Here is a 15,252-nt window from a genome sequence, read left to right on the forward strand (position 1 = left end):
ATACCCCTATAGTTAATAGAAAATGGCTGTAATTCAGCCGTTAGTTAATATTGGTGCGGTATAACCTCACAGTCTGAAGCTGGTAATACTGCTTAGTCCCGATTCTCCGCGCTATCCCATCTTACGGTCAAATGGTTTTATAGAGACGCTCTGCCTACTCTTTTTTATGTGCATCTACTGCGACGCCTACGAAGAAGAGCGAGAAACGGAGAGTCAGTCTCCAGTCGAAGACAACCACTCTGAACAAAAGACTACTTCCACGCTGTCAAAGGGAGCGTTTGGACAACTTCGTTCTTCGCTAGCAGATCTGTTGTAACCGACCATTCTGGCCATTGATGACGCCACGTAGGTCGATACGCGAGCGGAGAAGTTCGAACGTCGAACCAGAACGGTTTCAACGCTGACTGGCCTACGGCCGAATAACAGCTTTCGAGAGTATGTCATACGAAGGCACTACGGTTCCACGGCGTGACTCACCTGCAGGGGAGTGTGATTACTGTGGGCATCCGTTCCCGACGACCGACCGCCTCGTCCTCCACAAAGGCTTAGAACATCCCCAAGAGCTGGATGACGACGAGGAGGACGCATTCCTCTCTGCCCGAGCAGACGAAGAAGACGAGTTGCGTACACTCCGTCTGAAAGCGCTTGGAGCCCTCGTGCTCCTGTACTTCGGTCTTCTATTCATGTATGCTATCTTTGCCTGACTCAGATACGAACACCGGGGCAAGCGAAGAGGTACACATAGAGTCAGGTCCAGGGTCGAGGCTTCGTCATTGGGTCGTCTCGAACACGAAGCTCAGACTCTTCGTACAGTTTGTACTCTGGGTCTCGATACTGACGCTGTTTACCGAAACAGTCGCTGCCGGTAACGGGATGACGCTCTCGAAGCAGCCTCGGGATACCCTTGCCGTTCCCCGATGGCTGTATCTTGCCACTGGCGGCGCCACGATCGGCGCCTCTGCCCTACTTGCGAGCTTCGTTACTGATCGAGCCTTTATCCGCTATCTCCACAACTGGTCACTCCCCGGTCCGACGGTCGACGACTGGTGGACACCGATTCGATGGATCGGACGTAGTTTTGGGATTGTCGTCCTTGGACTGGCAGTGTATCTCGGACTGACCGGACCGCAGCTCCCGACAGCAAGCTTCACCATTCTCGTCACATTTGTCGTCGTTCGAGCGGGCTTGCCGATGCTTACGTATCTTGGAGGGAACGTTTGGCCAGCACTGAACCCCTGGCGAGGGATCGTCTCGCTTCTCCCAGCTGGACACAGAACGTATCCAAGAGAATTAGCCCGATGGCCAGCTGTCGGTGGCCTATTACTCCTTGTGTGGATTGAGGTGATTTTCCCTGTCAGCACGATTCCGTCAATTCTTTCGCTTGCGATCCTCGGCTACAGTGCCGTCACAATCGCAGGCGCAGTACTCTTCGGTCCTGACGCGTGGTTCGAGAACGCAGATCCGTTATCCGTCCTGTTCCGATTTTTCGGGGCTGTCGCCCCTGTAAAACGGCGGGACGGGAAGCTCACTGTAAAACTGCCCGGTAGCGACCTGACTGACTCAGACTTAATCACGGACACCTCCGATGTTGCGTTCGTCATTGCGCTGATTTGGGAGCTCACGTACAGCGGCTTCATCACGACGCAGACGGGCGCAGCAACTACCGAGGCACTCGTCAGCCTCTCCAATATTGGAGTGGGAGCCGTACAGATTCGTGCGATCCTCATCTACACACTCCTTTTCGTCAGTGGCTACGTCGTTTTCTTCGCCGCGTATTGGTATGCGGGCGTACTCTCTCGGCGACGGACCGGGACATACATCACAGCGAAACGTATCGCCTTTCGGTTTGCACCCTCGCTATTGGCCATCGCAGCGGGATATCACCTCGCCCACTACACCGGACTGGCTGTATCCCTCAGTCCGGCTCTAGGCATGGCAATTCTCTCTCCACTGTCGCCCCCAGCGAATCCCCTGACATTGTCTCCACCTGGGTGGTTCGAGGGTTTGAGTATCGCCTACGTGCTCATCGGGCATCTCCTCGCTATCTGGGCAGCGCACGCGACCGCCTACGAACTCTTCTCGAGTCGTCTCGTCGCAATCCGGAGCCAGTACCCGTTCATCGGTGTGATGATCGGGTACACCGTTATTAGCCTCTGGATTCTCTCACTTCCAGGAGCGACGCCCCCATATCTACCCTGATTCTGGTGGTTTCGAGAGAACAACGGATCGCACACTAAGGTCAGAACTCAACCAGAAAGATCACTCGGCAGTGAACTCAATCGGGTCCATGTCGAGAAACGCGGTTTCGTAGCCGTCGTGGCGCGCCAGTTGGGGTGGTGTCTCTACAGTGATTCTGACCGTATCGCCAGTCTTGAGTTCATCAATACCCATCCCATAGAAACTCCCGAGGTCAGGATCAAGGGACGCTTGGAGTGTCCCTTGTGTGATTGTATCCCCTCCACGGTCGAGTGTTGCTGAAAGAGCCATCCTCGGGAGCATCACGCGATTGTAGGGTGTGCGTGGAGAAACGATTAGGAAGGGTCCTTCAGTATCACTAAACCGATGGTCACCGTCAACGAGAGCAACCAGCATCGTTGCGTCACCGGATTGCCCTTCGTGGAGTAGTCGACCGGGAAGCTCGGATTTTGTCGGCACGACCGGTTCAGGAATCATTTCCATATCCATTAGATCGACTGTCCCACGGGTGCCTGCTTTGTCCCCTAACCGGCGAATCTCCAAATTGTACGTCTCATCCGTATCGAACGTGAACTGCATCGTGGCAGACTGTCCCTCTGTAAATCGCCCGTTGAATGGACTCGTACGAGCTGTCTGCAACGGGCCAACCTGGAGCGTCACATCGTACTGTCCTTCCCCCGGGAGAGCGATATTGTCGCCGTAGTGGAACCCCATATTCGGCGAGATCATCGGCCAGAGGTTGGTCGAGGACACTCGACCGTCGCTGTTACTGATTTCGACAGAGACGTCGACCGGGAGGATCGTCTCCGTCTCGGTGTCCCAGACACTCGCCATCAGATGCACCGAATCATCCGACTGAACGACGACTTTCGTCTTTCGTGAGCCAGTGAGGTTCCAGAAACGGTGCGGGAAGGAGTGCATCAGTGCAAATCCGAGACTGCCTGCCGTCGTCGTTCCGTACATTCCCATCCCTTCGATGATTGCCGGATAGTAGACCGCGTCAGGTCGATCCTCCACGATCGGTGGATCACGCCATGCAGACTGCGTCTCGAATCCGAGCCGCCCCAGGCAACCAGACAGTACCAGGCCCCCCGAGAGAGCAGTCCCCTGTTTGAGAAACGTTCTCCGATTCATGTTCTCCTCTGAGATACTATGTTTGGTAGATTCATTGAGTCGACCTCGCTGTCGTCAACCGGGGGTTTCTGTAACTGCCAGCCTCGGCCATTCTGTGACTGTCTACGCTAAGCGAACGACGAATCCGGTGAGTACCAGGAGTGAGACAACGCCAAGTAACGTCGCCAGTAGGAGGTGCTTCTCTTCCATAGATTTGGCTTCGGTTGGAATTCTAAAGACACCTTTGGAACTACAACGTCACCTGCACATCTGGCATATCAACGAAGGCTGTCTCGTATCCTTCATGGCGAGCTGTTTGTGGGGGCGAATCGACCGTGATCGTCAGCTCATCTCCCGTCTGTACATCTGCGACCGTCGCTCCGTAGTGATAGCGGAGCTCTGGATCGATGGTTGCCTGTAGAATTCCGTCGAACACTGACATCCCGTCACGGTGCAGTGTTCCCGAAAGCGACATCATCGGCAGCATCGTTCGATTGTAGGGTGTGCGCGGAGAAACAGCGAGATACCTCTGCTCCTCGTCCCCACCGAAACGTGACGCGTCTTCGAGGATCGTAACCACGAACTTCGCGTCCCCACTCGTCCCCGAGCCACGAACGTCCCCCGGGAGCGCGTCCGGTGTCGGCACTTGCGAACTCGGTAACATCTCCATGTCCATCAGGTCGACAGCACCCTTCGTGCCTTCTCTGTCGTCGGGAATGTCCGTATACGAGATCTCGTTGAGCGTCGATTCGCTGAATTCGAACTCGAACGTGAACGAGGCGTTCCCCTGATTCTCGGCCAGCGACCCCGTCCGTCGCGTCGACGGCCCGCCGATGCTGACCTCGACAGTGTATGTGCCGTCGCCCTGGAGCTGTGCGTTATCGCCGAAGTGAAACCCCATCGGCTGGGAGAGCATCGGCCACGGTGCGAACTGGTCGACCTGCTCGCCGTCCTGTGTAATCGTGAGCTGTGGATTGATATCGGGTGGGATGATCCCCGTCTGTGTCTCCCAAACGACCGGCATCAGGTGAATCGAATCTTCGGATTGAATCTCGACCTTCGTGATCCCATTCGGCTTCATCAGCCAGAACCGGTGCGCATACGAGTACGTGAGCGCACAACTGTACCCGCCCTGTTCCTTCATTCCGGGCATTTTCATGCCCTCGTAGTGGGTCGGATAGTAGACTGCGTCCGGGCGGTTCTCGGGGAGCGGTGGTGCCCGCGCTGACCGCGTCTCAAACAGGCCGGTACACCCCGCGAGCCCCACGAGTGACGTGCCCCCGACCGCCCGAAGCACGTCACGACGATTCATGCGTCACCTCCTGTGCGTTCTCGACCGGTCGCGCAGGCGGCAGCGAACGCAACGACCGTGGGGGGACGAGGAAATTACCGCGACGCTCCGTTCGGATGTACTGCAGGATGCCGTTGTTGTTTCGCTGACCGACGGCCGACTGCTCGGTGACGTCAGTGCCATTCATCGCTTCTCTCGTGTCGACGAAGTCGGTGATCCGTCGCTGGAGCGCAAGGAAGTGGAGGCTGGCGGTTTCACCGTCGGTAGAATCGAAGTCGCGCCGAAGGATGAGAGGCGAGTCATCGTCATCGCGAGCGCGGGCGGATTTCTGGGAGTGACCGACGACGCCCATCTCGCGGGCCGTCTCATCCGTTGGCTGACAGTCGTCGATTTTGCTGCTGGTTCCGAGATTGTCTCCAGCGCCCTCGATTACGTCGTTCTCGGCGTGGTACGGACAGAACATCTTCGCCTCACGCTGCCAGCGATCGTCCTGATTGTACCACTGATTGAGATTGAGCTGGAGCTTGGAGATGTGCTGGGTCGTTCCACCGGCGAACGGCCCCGACTGGATTGTCACGCGATCTTCACTGGCCTGGTTCTTTTTGAATCCCGATTTGAATCCCATAAACAGCGGCGCGTCCTCTGGGACCTTATCTGCCGGAACACCCTCTGCATCGTCAGCATTCTCCGCCGGCAACCCGTCCCCAATAAAGCCCGTCCGCCGGTCGGCGATTGAGAAAACATCGGTCAGTGTAGCGTCAGGCTGATCGACACCGTTGAGGGTTGATTTGTTCCCTTTGAGGGCTTCTTCGGCACCGAGCACCACCTGTGCCGTGTTACTCGCGAGATGGACGACTGCATCGGGCGTATCGAACTCGGGATCCTCAAACGGCGCAAGTGCTTCTGGATCAGGGAGGTCAACGTCTTCGGGAAGCGATTCGTCGAATCGGTCGAAGTATGCCGGAGAATAACTCACCGTGAGCAATAACCCGCCCCCGCTTCGCTCGTAGGCGTGTTCGATCCCACGGAGAGCTGTTTCAACTTGGTCACGGTCGTCTTCGTTCGGGGGCCCGTCTCGTCGGTAATTTAGATAGAGGAGCACACGATGGCTCGGAGCGACGACGTTCCCGTGGTCGTCCCGTGGGAGGGCCTCATTCCAAGCGTGCTGACGTTGTGGATACGACGAGAGATCATCCGGCCCTGTTGGGACGTCAACATCTTCACGGCCTAAACAGGCACTGAATGCCGCTGCGCCTCCGATAGCGACGGCCGACTTGAGGAATTCTCTGCGAGGGATACCTCTCTCATCAGTCATTGACGACAGTTAGGAAGCCAACGGAAAAGGCGGTTCTGGTAGAGTTCTTGAATCCCCGCTCAAGGTCGGTAGTAGACTATCTGGTGATGAGCTTCTTCACCAAGTTCCACCCGATAAATCGGGGGGCCCGCTTGCGGTATTGCTCGTATTCCTGGCCATACTGCTCTCGCAGCCACGGTTCTTCGGCAAACGGGAACAGTGCGTACACGAGGATGGTCAAGATGCCGTGTACAGCCAGTTTCCGGGAGTTCACTGCAATGATCGCGCCGACGATGAACGTAATGAATCCCACGCTCTGAGGGTTGCGCGTGTACTGGTAGATACCGTTCGTCCGAAGTTCCCCTTCTCTTCCACTGCTTTCCATCCACCCAAGTTCGAAGAGTGCTGAGAGGGCAAATCCCATCCCGAGTGCGGCGATACCGCTACCCGTGAGTTTGCTCCAACGTTCGGTGAAAATGAAGGAGTCCCGATCGAGCGCGCCCAGCACGGGAAACCCAGCGAACACGACGGAGAGCGCTGACCAATTGAACCACCACCGCCAAGAGCTGTCACCGATGGGCCACACTCGACGGTCAGGATGAACCGCACTGATGGCGTACCCGAGAATCAGCGTGACATCCGCGACGACCGCCGTCAGGAGCGCACGATCTGAGAACGAGGACATACGTGTATGTCGTGATAGTGAAGGACAAAAAAGTGAGACAATCTTGGGTTCGCATCTGGGTACTGCTCCCTCTGAAGAGGTTTGGAACCACCAACCACTCTCTACAATTCTAACATCCGGAGTAACTCGAATCGACGTTCTCAGGTAACTGCGTTTCAAATTCAGCCCACATGGCGGGATTTGTCCCACTCCATAGCGGGTTTACCGGTTCGCAGTCCCTTCCGTTGCTCGTGGTGATCACCGCCGCGGCTGCGGGTACAGCGGTACTTCTGGGACTTGCGATCGGCGCGTTCGTTCAACGCCAATCCCGTCCATATCTGTTAATCGTCGCTGCATTGGCTGCCCTTCTTGGACGCTCTGCGGTTGCGGGGATCTCCATCGTAGGCCTGTTTTCACAAGCCGAGCATCACCTCCTCGAACACGGGCTTGATGTCATTCTTGTAGCGCTCGTTATTGCTGCAGTCTATCACTCCCGAACCATTTCGAACGAGACCAACTTCGATACATGACACACCAACGTGACCGAATTCACGAGTATATTGCCACCCACCCTGGAGAACACTTCAACGCGCTCACGCGGAGACTCGACCTCGCACCAGGACAGGTACAGTACCATCTCAGGAAACTCCAGAATCAAGAGAGAGTGGTCAACCTACCTCTCTATGGCCGGACCCACTATTACACACCGGAATATGATGCGTGGGAGCGGGGAGCAATCGCTGTCCTTCGCCGGGAAACAGCACGCGACATCTTATTCTGTGTTCTCGAACAGGGAACATCCAGCCCGAACGCTGTCACAGAGTCCCTCGGGATTGCTCGGGGAACCCTTGAGTGGCACTTGGATCATTTGACGGAACAGAATCTCATCGAGAAACACCGAGATGTCAATAATCACGTGACGCTGGTCGCAGCCGAGCGGACTGAGACCGCTCGCCTCCTCGAAGAGATCTCCCCCTCGCTGTCCGATCGGATGATCGACCGGTTCACCCGCCTCGTCGATAACCTATTGGCGGATGGATCGTAACGAGCCCTCGGATGTATTTCGTTGAAACGAGAACTTGATTGTTCGATTACTGCACCCACTTGGATAGAACGCTATGCAGTCCCTGAGTCCACGGTTCCCAGATACTGGGTTTCCCACTCACGACGTGCCTCTATTTCACGCTGACCGCGCTGTGTAACTGTGTATACGTTCGTCCGCCTGTCGAGTTCACCCTTCTCGAGCAGTCCTTTGTCGACGAGGTCGTCGAGATTCGGATAGAGGCGCCCGTGGTTGATCTCCTGTTCGTAGTAGTCGTCGAGTTCGTCTTTGATTGCGAGCCCGTGTGGTTCCTTGAGCCCGGCCGTTACATACAAGATGTCCCGCTGGAACCCAGTTAGATCGTGCATCCGTCTGTTCTCTATTTTGAGGGGTGGCATATGTTCTCTCTGGTACCCCGAGGCGATTTTGGCTTGACTGGGTCGGGATATCGCGTGAAAACTTCGAACCTTTATATAGTGGACAGGTGAATTCCGCGATGGAATGTCTGACCTAATCGTCAAAGCAGCCGTGAAGGACGCACTCTCGGACAACAACGTCTCGGCAGATTTCTACGACACGCTCAACGAGGAGGTCGCCGAACTGCTCGACGACGCCGCAGAGCGTGCCGAGTCCAACGACCGGAAGACGGTCCAGCCCCGCGACCTGTAGGCCTGCGTAACGCAGCCAAGCCCGTCACTCGAACGTAGCTTTTTGAGGTTCCTGTACAGAAGTTAGGAAACGAAGATGGCGGACGCACCGGATACTGAACGGCAGGCGGTCGAGCCTGAGGCAGGAGACGTCCTCAGCGTGTCACAGCTGAACGACCGAATCGCCTCGGTCGTCGAGGATGCGCCTGCCCTCGACGGTGTCCGCTGTATTGGCGAAGTCACGGATCTCCATCAGAACAGTACAGCGCTCTACTTCACGCTTACCGATGGCGACGCCGAGCTCCCCTGTATGATCTGGGCAAACCGCTATCGGAAGATGGACGCCGAGCTCGAGGACGGGACTGAGGTCATCCTGGAAGGCGATATCGACTACTGGACTGAAGGCGGGAAAATCGACCTCAAGCCGTGGGAAGTGATCGTCGTCGGCGACGGCGACCAAGCGGCCGCGGTCGAGCGACTGCGCAGCGAGCTCGAAGAGCGTGGCTGGTTCGACGACGAGCAGAAACAGCGCCCGCCAGCGTTTCCGGAACGGGTCGGTGTTGTGACCTCACTCCGAGGGGATGCTCGGTACGACATCCAGAGCGCGATCCACGAGCAAGACCCTACAGTCGACATCCTGGTGAAGGATGCGACCGTCCAAGGGTCAGAGGCACCGACGTCTATCGCGAACGGGATTCACCATCTGGACCGCTCCGAGGACGTCGATTCAATTATCGTCGGCCGCGGCGGTGGGAGCGATTCGAACCTTCAGGCGTTCAACACCGAGCGGGTCGCGGAAGCGATCTTCACCGCGAACACCCCGATCGTCACGGCAATTGGCCATACTGACGACCGGCTAATCGCGGATCGGGTAGCGGATATGGCCGCGATCACACCGACAGCGGCCGGCGAGTACATCGCGAAGTCTCGGAATGACTTCCTGGCTAGCGACATTGGCCCGCTTGAGCAACAGCTTGAGGCCGCGTACGAGACCTTTGAACAGGAGCACGAACACGAACAGGAACTGGCCGAGGCAGTCGAAGAGGCGACCGCGCCTGAGGGCCTGTCGCCAGTTTACTACAAGGTTGCAATTGTCGTGCTCCTAGTGCTGTTGCTGCTCATTACTGCACTCTGGCTGGGGGTGATCTAATCGATGGCAAAAGACACGGACATCAGGAGTCGGATGAACCGAATCGAAGAGATTATCGACCAACTCGACGCGGATGAGGTGTCACTTGATGAAGGGAGTGAGCTGTACGAGGAAGGGCAGGAGTTACTAACTGAAATCCGCGAGCGACTCCACGAAGGCCAGGGCGAGGTCATCGAGATCAAATGAGGAACGGCAGCGGTATCGACTGTCTCTCCGCGTTAACCAACAGCCTGCCGTTGTTCACGAGCTTGTTGGTTAAGGTCGCTAGCCACGGTTACCCTTCAGGCTTATCTGCGATGTCCTCCCATTTCGAACCGTTCGACGGTAGTTCCAATGTTCCATGAGACGGTTCTGATATTCGGCGTCTACCTACTCGCGTGTGGTGTAGCGTGGATCCTCCATGAGTCCGCACACTACGCCGTCCACAGGCTCTATGCGGAATCAGTCTCGTTCGGTGTCAATCGACGTGGCCCATACGTTGACGCCGTTTACGCCCCGTCTGCTCCGACGGTCGCTATCCGACTCGGTTCGATCGCGCCGACTCTCCTCTATACCCCTATTGTCGTACTCGGAATTGGAGCCTATCTCTCGTCGAATCCGGTTCCACAGTTGGATCCAGTCGGGTGGTCGCTTGTCGCCGTTCCTCTCGTGATTTTGACTTTTCCGACTGGTGCTGATATCCAAGCGTGTCTCAACGCCTCAGAATAGCGTTTCTTAACGTGTATTCGGTCGGCGTCAGACAAACACTTCATTAGTTACATAGTCAGATTTTAAGAAAGTCATTGGCCGTCAGTATTTAGTAGATAAGACGCAAGTATGTGCAAATGTATCATGGCACAAGCCAGTCCCCGCAGTACCCCCCGTGAAACTGATACGGACGAGCGGTCCTCCGTGTCAGTTGAAGCGTGGTTGGAGGCGGTCAGTAGAGAACTGGATCCCGCCGAGTGTGAGGACCTCTCCGAACTCGGCATCTACTCGATCCACGAACACAGCAGCGCCCGCACGATCACCCTTCCTGAGGATGCGGACGAGTTCGAGGACGCGACGACGGTAAAGCAGTACTATTTCGAGGGCGAGGATTGCCCGCTTCTCATCGTTGCTCCGCTGCAGGTCTAAGTCGCCCTGTGGGTCGCAGATCAGCAGTCGGTGTCATCTTCTTTGTGGTCGGAATAGAACTGGATGAGGTACTGGAATCGGCCTGTATCACTCGTGAATGAGTCGAGTTCTTCCTGTAACCACTCGTATTTGTCCTGCGGGATTCGCATATTGATTCGGGCCACATCGTCGCTAACATCCGAGTCGGAGTTGCTGGCGCTGGTTGCTGTGTCCGCGTCTGACATTAGTTCGACCCAGGCTATGCGGTCGCATATATCCCAGTAGAATGAGAACTTCTCTAGAGAACTTGGAGAACTTTGAAGATCTACAAATTCATTCAAATTTTCTGACCTCTTTTGGTCGTGCTATCCTTTCCCACAAACGATGTGTGCTAAGGTCCCCTCCGGCGAGACGCCGGCCAGTACTGAGGAATCGACGTCCGTCATTCGGATCATCCACAGGTCCATCGGCCCGATTCTGCTGGCGCTCCTCCCGCTGATCCTGTTCGTGGGGACGGCGGCCGCACAGTCGGATCCGGGGAGCGCATTCTGCGACTCGAACATGGCCGACACCATCCAGAACATCTTCACCATCATCCAGTTCGGTGGGCCGCTCATCGGCGGCGTCCTCGCGCTCGGCGCGACGGTGGCGATCCCGTTCACCCGTCGCTCGGACTGGAAGAAGGAGATGAAATCTGTCCGGAATCAGGGCCTGCTCTGGGGCGTGATCGTCGCCCCCCTCGGGACGGAGATCGTCCAGTTCATCCTGAACAACATCGTGGTCGGTGGCACGAGTTGTGGATTCTAACCACGCACCAGGATTCGCACTCGTCATGTCCGCCGTCCTCGTCGCATCGACAGCCGCCGTTCCAGTGGGCGCCCATCCCCCGAATAGTACTGACCACGGCGTTCCGGAGGAGACCTTTCACAAACTGTGGTCGGGGGATCAAGACGGTGCGACCGACGGTGCGAATCTGAGTAACGGGTCGGCGGTCGAGCAGCTTGGCGAGGGGACCGATGTCCCGTTCGATTCGCCCCCGCGTGCAGTTGAGCGATGGAACCGTGGCGACCACTCGGAGTTCCCGGCGACCAACAGCTCCGTGTCGATCCATCCACCAGATGCGGACCTCACCAGCGACCAGTTCATCAAGGAAGCCTATACTGAGGTGTTCGCCGTTCAGCCGTCCACCCGAGCGCGCCTCTCGTCGTCTAGACAGCCGCTTTACGTCGCTCCAGACGGGACGCTCCGCGGGACCGTCGATTACCGGGTGGCGGTGCCGCCTGACGACACCTCCGGCGATCGACGTGTCTACTGGAGTCTGGAGAGCCATCAGGTTGAGGAGACGAGACTCCTCGTCGACGGCGACGAGGAGACGACGGCTGGTGGTTCCCACACGCCGGCACTGTCGTACTCCTTGGATGGATACGCCGGCGAGGACCACCAGCTCACGCTCCAGGCGAATATCTCGGTCCGACTTCGGAAGGAGGTCGAAGTTTGTACCGCTCACAACGACGAAGGCGATTGTACCAACTGGGAGAGTTCCGTTTCATACCCGACCGAGACCGTCACGGTAACCGATTCCATCGAGGTCACGAAGTATGACCTCGCGGTATCAGGGTTCATCGCGGAGTATCCGAACGGTGATCTCGGCCTCGTCGTTTACAAGAACCAGCCGTGGCTCGGCTACCAGTTGCCCAACGGTGATGTCCGAGGTGTCTGGCGGTTCTACTCAGCCCGAGACAAGGACTGGGATACGCTGGTCTACAGCTCGGACGACGGACAGCGGACCGCCCACTCACCGCTCCATCCACTCCAGGTGAACGCGTACCCCATCGAGACGGGGCCGACGCCGTCGCCCCGCCGGAACGTGACGATACTGGATGTGTACGGGACGTCGACGTCGCCGCCGACGCTCCCGTCGAACGTTCACCTGGATGTTCTCACGGAGTCGTACACGGCCAGCTACGGCATCGCGACGCGGGCCACGACCGACGAACAGCCCGAGACTGTCCGTGCGTGGGGGCTCGTCAGAGGGGTTGAGGCAGAACGGCCCGCCGATGAGTTCGCTCGAATCCAGATCGACGAGAGCAACCTCTCTCTGGAGGTGGTGAACCAGACCGAAGATACGGTCACCGTCCGGGTGACCCTCCAGAACGCGAACACCGGCGCACCAATCAATACCGACGAACGGGACGGCTACGTCGTCGTCAACGGGCAGCGGGTGAACACGACCGGGAACGGAACCGTCACGACGACGATTGAACGTTCCCCTGGCGGTGTGTCGGCCCGATACGAACCCGGCCACTGGTGGCTCAATCCTCCCGGCTATACCGGCGACTCGGATACTGTCCTGCTGCAAGGCTCAGTGCTCCAGTTGGTGTCGACGCTGTTCCGGATCGGCGTTCCCGTCTCGCTGTTCCTCCTTGCAGTGTTCTTCATCGATCGGATTACAGGGTGGCGTATCTGGCCCCCGTGGAGGTCACTATAATGATCAGAGAACATTCAGAATCCCATGACCGGAATTCGGAACGGTGGATTAGTCGACGCCGTCTTTTGGCTTCGTCTGGAACAGCCCTGCTTGCAGGAGTAGCAGGGTGTTCCGGAACCGATGGTCCCGGCAACCAGACTGAATCCCCAACAGGTTCGTCCTCTACGTCGCCGTCTACAGATTCGGTATTTGAGGAAATCAGCTTCGCGGGACCCAACCTTGTGGTGACGCTGGCTGATGATCACGATGTCGACCAACTCAATCTGATTGGTCCAGATGGTACTACGTTCGAACAGTCAACCGTTGCACAGGGAGCTACAAGAGTCGAAATACAGATTGTCTTCAAGACTGGTGGGACGTACTCTGCCGGCGAGTACGAGTTAGTCGCCGTTTCGGGCGAGACATCTGAGTCGATGTCCCTGGAGCTTCGGCCCGATATCCAGATCGTCGATGTCGAACCGGAGTTCGATGAAGATGATGGCTACAGTAGCGGTCGGCTCTTTGTGACGGTCGAGAACGTCGGTACTGGTCCCTCTTGGGTGTATAATATTGGCTTCCGGAATGCGCCGTATCGGAACGCACCTGAGGTAATCGAAGGAGACGGCGTTGCTGATACCACGTTCGAGCGTCCGGAGGCGAGCGAAGAATTCCTCAGCCCCGGTACTGAACGGGAATTCCTGAAACAACGGGGTGTTCTCGTCATCGATGACAACGACGATGTCTCATGTGAGAGTGATACTGCAGAATTAACCGTTGTTGTTCAGACCCCACACGGAGATATTGAGCAACCGATTCGGGCGGAACTGTCCGGTGGATACCACATCGACGATCAAGGCGCAATCCAACACCCGTGTAAAGACGTCCAGATTGAACTACTGGACGGGGGTGGAGACAATGCGTAGTCCCGTCCGATTCCTAGTTCGCTCTATCTTCGTCTTTTTCGGGCTACTGACTACGGGCACTGCTCCGGTTTTAGCTCAAAGTGACGGAGGCAGCGATGGAGGTGCTCTTGGAGACATTATCATCAGCGCTATCCAAGAACTCCTTGAGATACTCTTCAGCCCTATAGAGACCGTCATAGAGAATCACGGTGATGCAGTCTTGCGGACAGTGGTGGGTACTCCCCATCCAGATTCGGTGTTCAATCAGCCGACGAACGCAGCGTGGCCCGGAATTTATGACTACTACTGGGAGATGATTATCCCGCTTTCGCTATCGCTGTACGGCCTCTCGATTGGAATCGTCATTTTCCTTGAATCGACGAGCCACTTGTTCAACGGATACCATCGCTCGAAGCTCAAGAAACGCGCCTTCGCTGGACTGCTCGGTATCTTGTCGTGGTGGTGGATCTCAGCGCTATCGTTGCGGTTTATGGATGCATTGGCTGGGTTCCTCGTCCCCTCGGTGTCAGAAATCTCGCTATTCCAGACGCTGTCGTTCACTGGGATGGGCGTGCTCGGCACGGTCGTCGCTCTCTCAACGAATTTGCTCCTATTCGTGTTGATCGGCCTGATTTACCTAGCGAGACAACTGGCACTCTACCTATTTGTGTTCCTGATGCCACTACTCATTGTATTCTGGATCCCTGGCGTCGGGCCGTTCGCCCTAGTCTCGAAATTCATGAAGAAGTTGGCCGGGTTCTACGTCCCTTTCCTGTTTATGACGGTTCCAGTTGCTCTCCTGTTCCGTCTCGGGGACATCTTGGGGACGAGCTTCGGCCCCTCAGCCGGTGAGTTCGGGGCTTGGTTGACGGCACTCGTTATCCCGCTTCTCGCCGTTGCCTCTCCGTTTGTTTTGTTCTGGCAGGCCGGGGCGTTGTTCTTCATCGCCGACAGGGCGGCCAGGCATATGTCTGCTGAGAAGGCCCGTAGTCGGTTGTCTAGAGGGCGTGAACAAGTCCAATCGGCCAAACAGGGTGGGAGAAACTTCGTTCGAGGAGTGCGCGATGAGCCCGCAGTCAAGAGCGGTGGCCAATACGTCTTGAACTCTGGTGATTCGAGAGCCCACTCTACCGGCCAACGACTCAATACGACTGGCTCTCGCCTCCGTGAAGCGATCACCGACGGCAGCGGTGGAGGGGGAGGAAACAGCGGAGGCGGAAACCTCGGCGGCGGAAATGATGATTCTACGGCCGGCTCCACCACCAGCGAGGATAGTAGTGGGAACGACGGAGGCGAGGAATTCGATCGAGACGATGCGTTCCGGGACCCCCAGACTCGGAACCGGAATCCAGATTCAGCAGATGACCCGCCACGCTATATCCACTAACAAC

The 15,252-nt window shown here is 56.9% G+C and carries 18 protein-coding genes; 12 read left to right on the forward strand and 6 right to left on the reverse strand.

Annotated features, from left to right (window positions below; translation table 11 throughout):
- Positions 1-437 precede the first annotated feature (437 nt).
- A complete protein-coding gene (locus EPL04_RS12580) occupies positions 438-704 on the forward strand; it encodes a hypothetical protein (RefSeq protein WP_004594555.1) in 267 nt (88 codons plus the stop codon).
- Positions 688-2,199, forward strand: coding sequence for a hypothetical protein (locus tag EPL04_RS12585; protein WP_004594554.1), 1,512 nt, complete (start codon positions 688-690; stop codon positions 2,197-2,199). The genes EPL04_RS12580 and EPL04_RS12585 overlap by 17 nt, the downstream gene beginning before the upstream one ends.
- Before the next feature lie 60 nt (positions 2,200-2,259).
- Here EPL04_RS12585 and EPL04_RS12590 read toward each other — a convergent pair whose 3' ends face one another.
- The 4 genes from EPL04_RS12590 to EPL04_RS12605 all read right to left on the reverse strand — a co-directional run bounded on the left by EPL04_RS12590 (position 2,260) and on the right by EPL04_RS12605 (position 6,579).
- The gene (locus tag EPL04_RS12590; protein WP_011222433.1) at positions 2,260-3,330 is read right to left on the reverse strand and encodes an iron transporter; all 1,071 of its coding nucleotides are present in this window, start codon (positions 3,328-3,330) and stop codon (positions 2,260-2,262) included.
- 229 nt (positions 3,331-3,559) lie between these two features.
- Positions 3,560-4,621 (reverse strand): iron transporter, encoded by a 1,062-nt coding sequence (locus EPL04_RS12595; protein WP_004594552.1) that lies wholly within the window; start codon positions 4,619-4,621, stop codon positions 3,560-3,562.
- Positions 4,608-5,915, reverse strand: coding sequence for a twin-arginine translocation signal domain-containing protein (locus EPL04_RS12600; protein ID WP_011222434.1), 1,308 nt, complete (start codon positions 5,913-5,915; stop codon positions 4,608-4,610). Before EPL04_RS12600 ends, EPL04_RS12595 begins: the two co-directional genes overlap by 14 nt.
- 76 nt (positions 5,916-5,991) lie before the next feature.
- Positions 5,992-6,579 carry a methyltransferase family protein gene (locus EPL04_RS12605; RefSeq protein WP_004594550.1) on the reverse strand — a complete coding sequence of 196 codons (588 nt, stop codon included), beginning with the start codon at positions 6,577-6,579 and terminating at the stop codon, positions 5,992-5,994.
- Positions 6,580-6,809: 230 nt separating this feature from the next.
- On the opposite strand from EPL04_RS12605, the gene EPL04_RS12610 reads away from it, so the two are divergent.
- Positions 6,810-7,088 (forward strand): DUF7471 family protein, encoded by a 279-nt coding sequence (locus EPL04_RS12610; RefSeq protein ID WP_225935279.1) that lies wholly within the window; start codon positions 6,810-6,812, stop codon positions 7,086-7,088.
- Positions 7,085-7,603: a winged helix-turn-helix transcriptional regulator gene (locus EPL04_RS12615; protein ID WP_004594548.1), complete on the forward strand. Its 519-nt coding sequence runs from the start codon at positions 7,085-7,087 to the stop codon at positions 7,601-7,603. Before EPL04_RS12610 ends, EPL04_RS12615 begins: the two co-directional genes overlap by 4 nt.
- A 71-nt stretch (positions 7,604-7,674) precedes the next feature.
- Here EPL04_RS12615 and EPL04_RS12620 read toward each other — a convergent pair whose 3' ends face one another.
- Complete coding sequence (locus tag EPL04_RS12620) at positions 7,675-7,968, reverse strand: PadR family transcriptional regulator (protein ID WP_004594547.1); 294 nt, start codon at positions 7,966-7,968, stop codon at positions 7,675-7,677.
- Positions 7,969-8,101: 133 nt separating this feature from the next.
- Here EPL04_RS12620 and EPL04_RS12625 point away from each other — a divergent pair, with 133 nt between their 5' ends.
- The 4 genes from EPL04_RS12625 (at position 8,102) to EPL04_RS12645 (ending at position 10,513) form a co-directional block, all read left to right on the forward strand.
- Positions 8,102-8,269: a DNA-binding protein gene (locus EPL04_RS12625; protein ID WP_004594546.1), complete on the forward strand. Its 168-nt coding sequence runs from the start codon at positions 8,102-8,104 to the stop codon at positions 8,267-8,269.
- A 75-nt stretch (positions 8,270-8,344) separates the two neighbouring features.
- The gene (xseA, locus tag EPL04_RS12630) at positions 8,345-9,397 is read left to right on the forward strand and encodes an exodeoxyribonuclease VII large subunit (RefSeq protein ID WP_004594545.1); all 1,053 of its coding nucleotides are present in this window, start codon (positions 8,345-8,347) and stop codon (positions 9,395-9,397) included.
- A 3-nt stretch (positions 9,398-9,400) separates the two neighbouring features.
- Positions 9,401-9,583, forward strand: coding sequence for an exodeoxyribonuclease VII small subunit (xseB, locus tag EPL04_RS12635; RefSeq protein WP_011222436.1), 183 nt, complete (start codon positions 9,401-9,403; stop codon positions 9,581-9,583).
- Positions 9,584-10,288: 705 nt separating this feature from the next.
- Positions 10,289-10,513: a hypothetical protein gene (locus EPL04_RS12645; protein ID WP_199242302.1), complete on the forward strand. Its 225-nt coding sequence runs from the start codon at positions 10,289-10,291 to the stop codon at positions 10,511-10,513.
- 20 nt (positions 10,514-10,533) lie between these two features.
- Here the strand turns inward: EPL04_RS12645 and EPL04_RS12650 are convergent, their stop codons facing one another.
- Positions 10,534-10,737 (reverse strand): hypothetical protein, encoded by a 204-nt coding sequence (locus EPL04_RS12650; protein WP_004594541.1) that lies wholly within the window; start codon positions 10,735-10,737, stop codon positions 10,534-10,536.
- 139 nt (positions 10,738-10,876) lie between these two features.
- On the opposite strand from EPL04_RS12650, the gene EPL04_RS12655 reads away from it, so the two are divergent.
- From EPL04_RS12655 to EPL04_RS12670, 4 genes are all read left to right on the forward strand, one after another.
- Positions 10,877-11,299, forward strand: a complete 423-nt coding sequence (locus EPL04_RS12655; protein WP_004594540.1) for a hypothetical protein — start codon at positions 10,877-10,879, stop codon at positions 11,297-11,299.
- 25 nt (positions 11,300-11,324) lie between these two features.
- Positions 11,325-12,980, forward strand: coding sequence for a hypothetical protein (locus EPL04_RS12660; protein ID WP_011222438.1), 1,656 nt, complete (start codon positions 11,325-11,327; stop codon positions 12,978-12,980).
- Positions 12,981-13,204: 224 nt separating this feature from the next.
- Positions 13,205-13,882 (forward strand): hypothetical protein, encoded by a 678-nt coding sequence (locus EPL04_RS12665; RefSeq protein ID WP_232508509.1) that lies wholly within the window; start codon positions 13,205-13,207, stop codon positions 13,880-13,882.
- On the forward strand, positions 13,875-15,248 hold the full coding sequence (locus EPL04_RS12670) for a hypothetical protein (protein ID WP_004594537.1): 1,374 nt from the start codon (positions 13,875-13,877) through the stop codon (positions 15,246-15,248). Before EPL04_RS12665 ends, EPL04_RS12670 begins: the two co-directional genes overlap by 8 nt.
- Positions 15,249-15,252: the final 4 nt, after the last annotated feature.

Origin of the sequence: Halorussus marinus (genome assembly GCF_004521895.1) — an archaeon.
GTDB lineage: Archaea > Halobacteriota > Halobacteria > Halobacteriales > Haladaptataceae > Halorussus > Halorussus marinus.

What these genes read in the sequence shown, in the direction of transcription:
- EPL04_RS12580 (WP_004594555.1), top strand. Translation starts at nt 438, where the DNA reads ATGTCATACGAAGGCACTACGGTTCCACGGCGTGACTCACCTGCAGGG.
- EPL04_RS12585 (WP_004594554.1), top strand. Translation starts at nt 688, where the DNA reads ATGCTATCTTTGCCTGACTCAGATACGAACACCGGGGCAAGCGAAGAG.
- EPL04_RS12590 (WP_011222433.1), bottom strand. Translation starts at nt 3,330, where the DNA reads ATGAATCGGAGAACGTTTCTCAAACAGGGGACTGCTCTCTCGGGGGGC.
- EPL04_RS12595 (WP_004594552.1), bottom strand. Translation starts at nt 4,621, where the DNA reads ATGAATCGTCGTGACGTGCTTCGGGCGGTCGGGGGCACGTCACTCGTG.
- EPL04_RS12600 (WP_011222434.1), bottom strand. Translation starts at nt 5,915, where the DNA reads ATGACTGATGAGAGAGGTATCCCTCGCAGAGAATTCCTCAAGTCGGCC.
- EPL04_RS12605 (WP_004594550.1), bottom strand. Translation starts at nt 6,579, where the DNA reads ATGTCCTCGTTCTCAGATCGTGCGCTCCTGACGGCGGTCGTCGCGGAT.
- EPL04_RS12615 (WP_004594548.1), top strand. Translation starts at nt 7,085, where the DNA reads ATGACACACCAACGTGACCGAATTCACGAGTATATTGCCACCCACCCT.
- EPL04_RS12620 (WP_004594547.1), bottom strand. Translation starts at nt 7,968, where the DNA reads ATGCACGATCTAACTGGGTTCCAGCGGGACATCTTGTATGTAACGGCC.
- EPL04_RS12625 (WP_004594546.1), top strand. Translation starts at nt 8,102, where the DNA reads ATGTCTGACCTAATCGTCAAAGCAGCCGTGAAGGACGCACTCTCGGAC.
- xseA (WP_004594545.1), top strand. Translation starts at nt 8,345, where the DNA reads ATGGCGGACGCACCGGATACTGAACGGCAGGCGGTCGAGCCTGAGGCA.
- xseB (WP_011222436.1), top strand. Translation starts at nt 9,401, where the DNA reads ATGGCAAAAGACACGGACATCAGGAGTCGGATGAACCGAATCGAAGAG.
- EPL04_RS12650 (WP_004594541.1), bottom strand. Translation starts at nt 10,737, where the DNA reads ATGTCAGACGCGGACACAGCAACCAGCGCCAGCAACTCCGACTCGGAT.
- EPL04_RS12655 (WP_004594540.1), top strand. Translation starts at nt 10,877, where the DNA reads ATGTGTGCTAAGGTCCCCTCCGGCGAGACGCCGGCCAGTACTGAGGAA.
- EPL04_RS12660 (WP_011222438.1), top strand. Translation starts at nt 11,325, where the DNA reads ATGTCCGCCGTCCTCGTCGCATCGACAGCCGCCGTTCCAGTGGGCGCC.
- EPL04_RS12670 (WP_004594537.1), top strand. Translation starts at nt 13,875, where the DNA reads ATGCGTAGTCCCGTCCGATTCCTAGTTCGCTCTATCTTCGTCTTTTTC.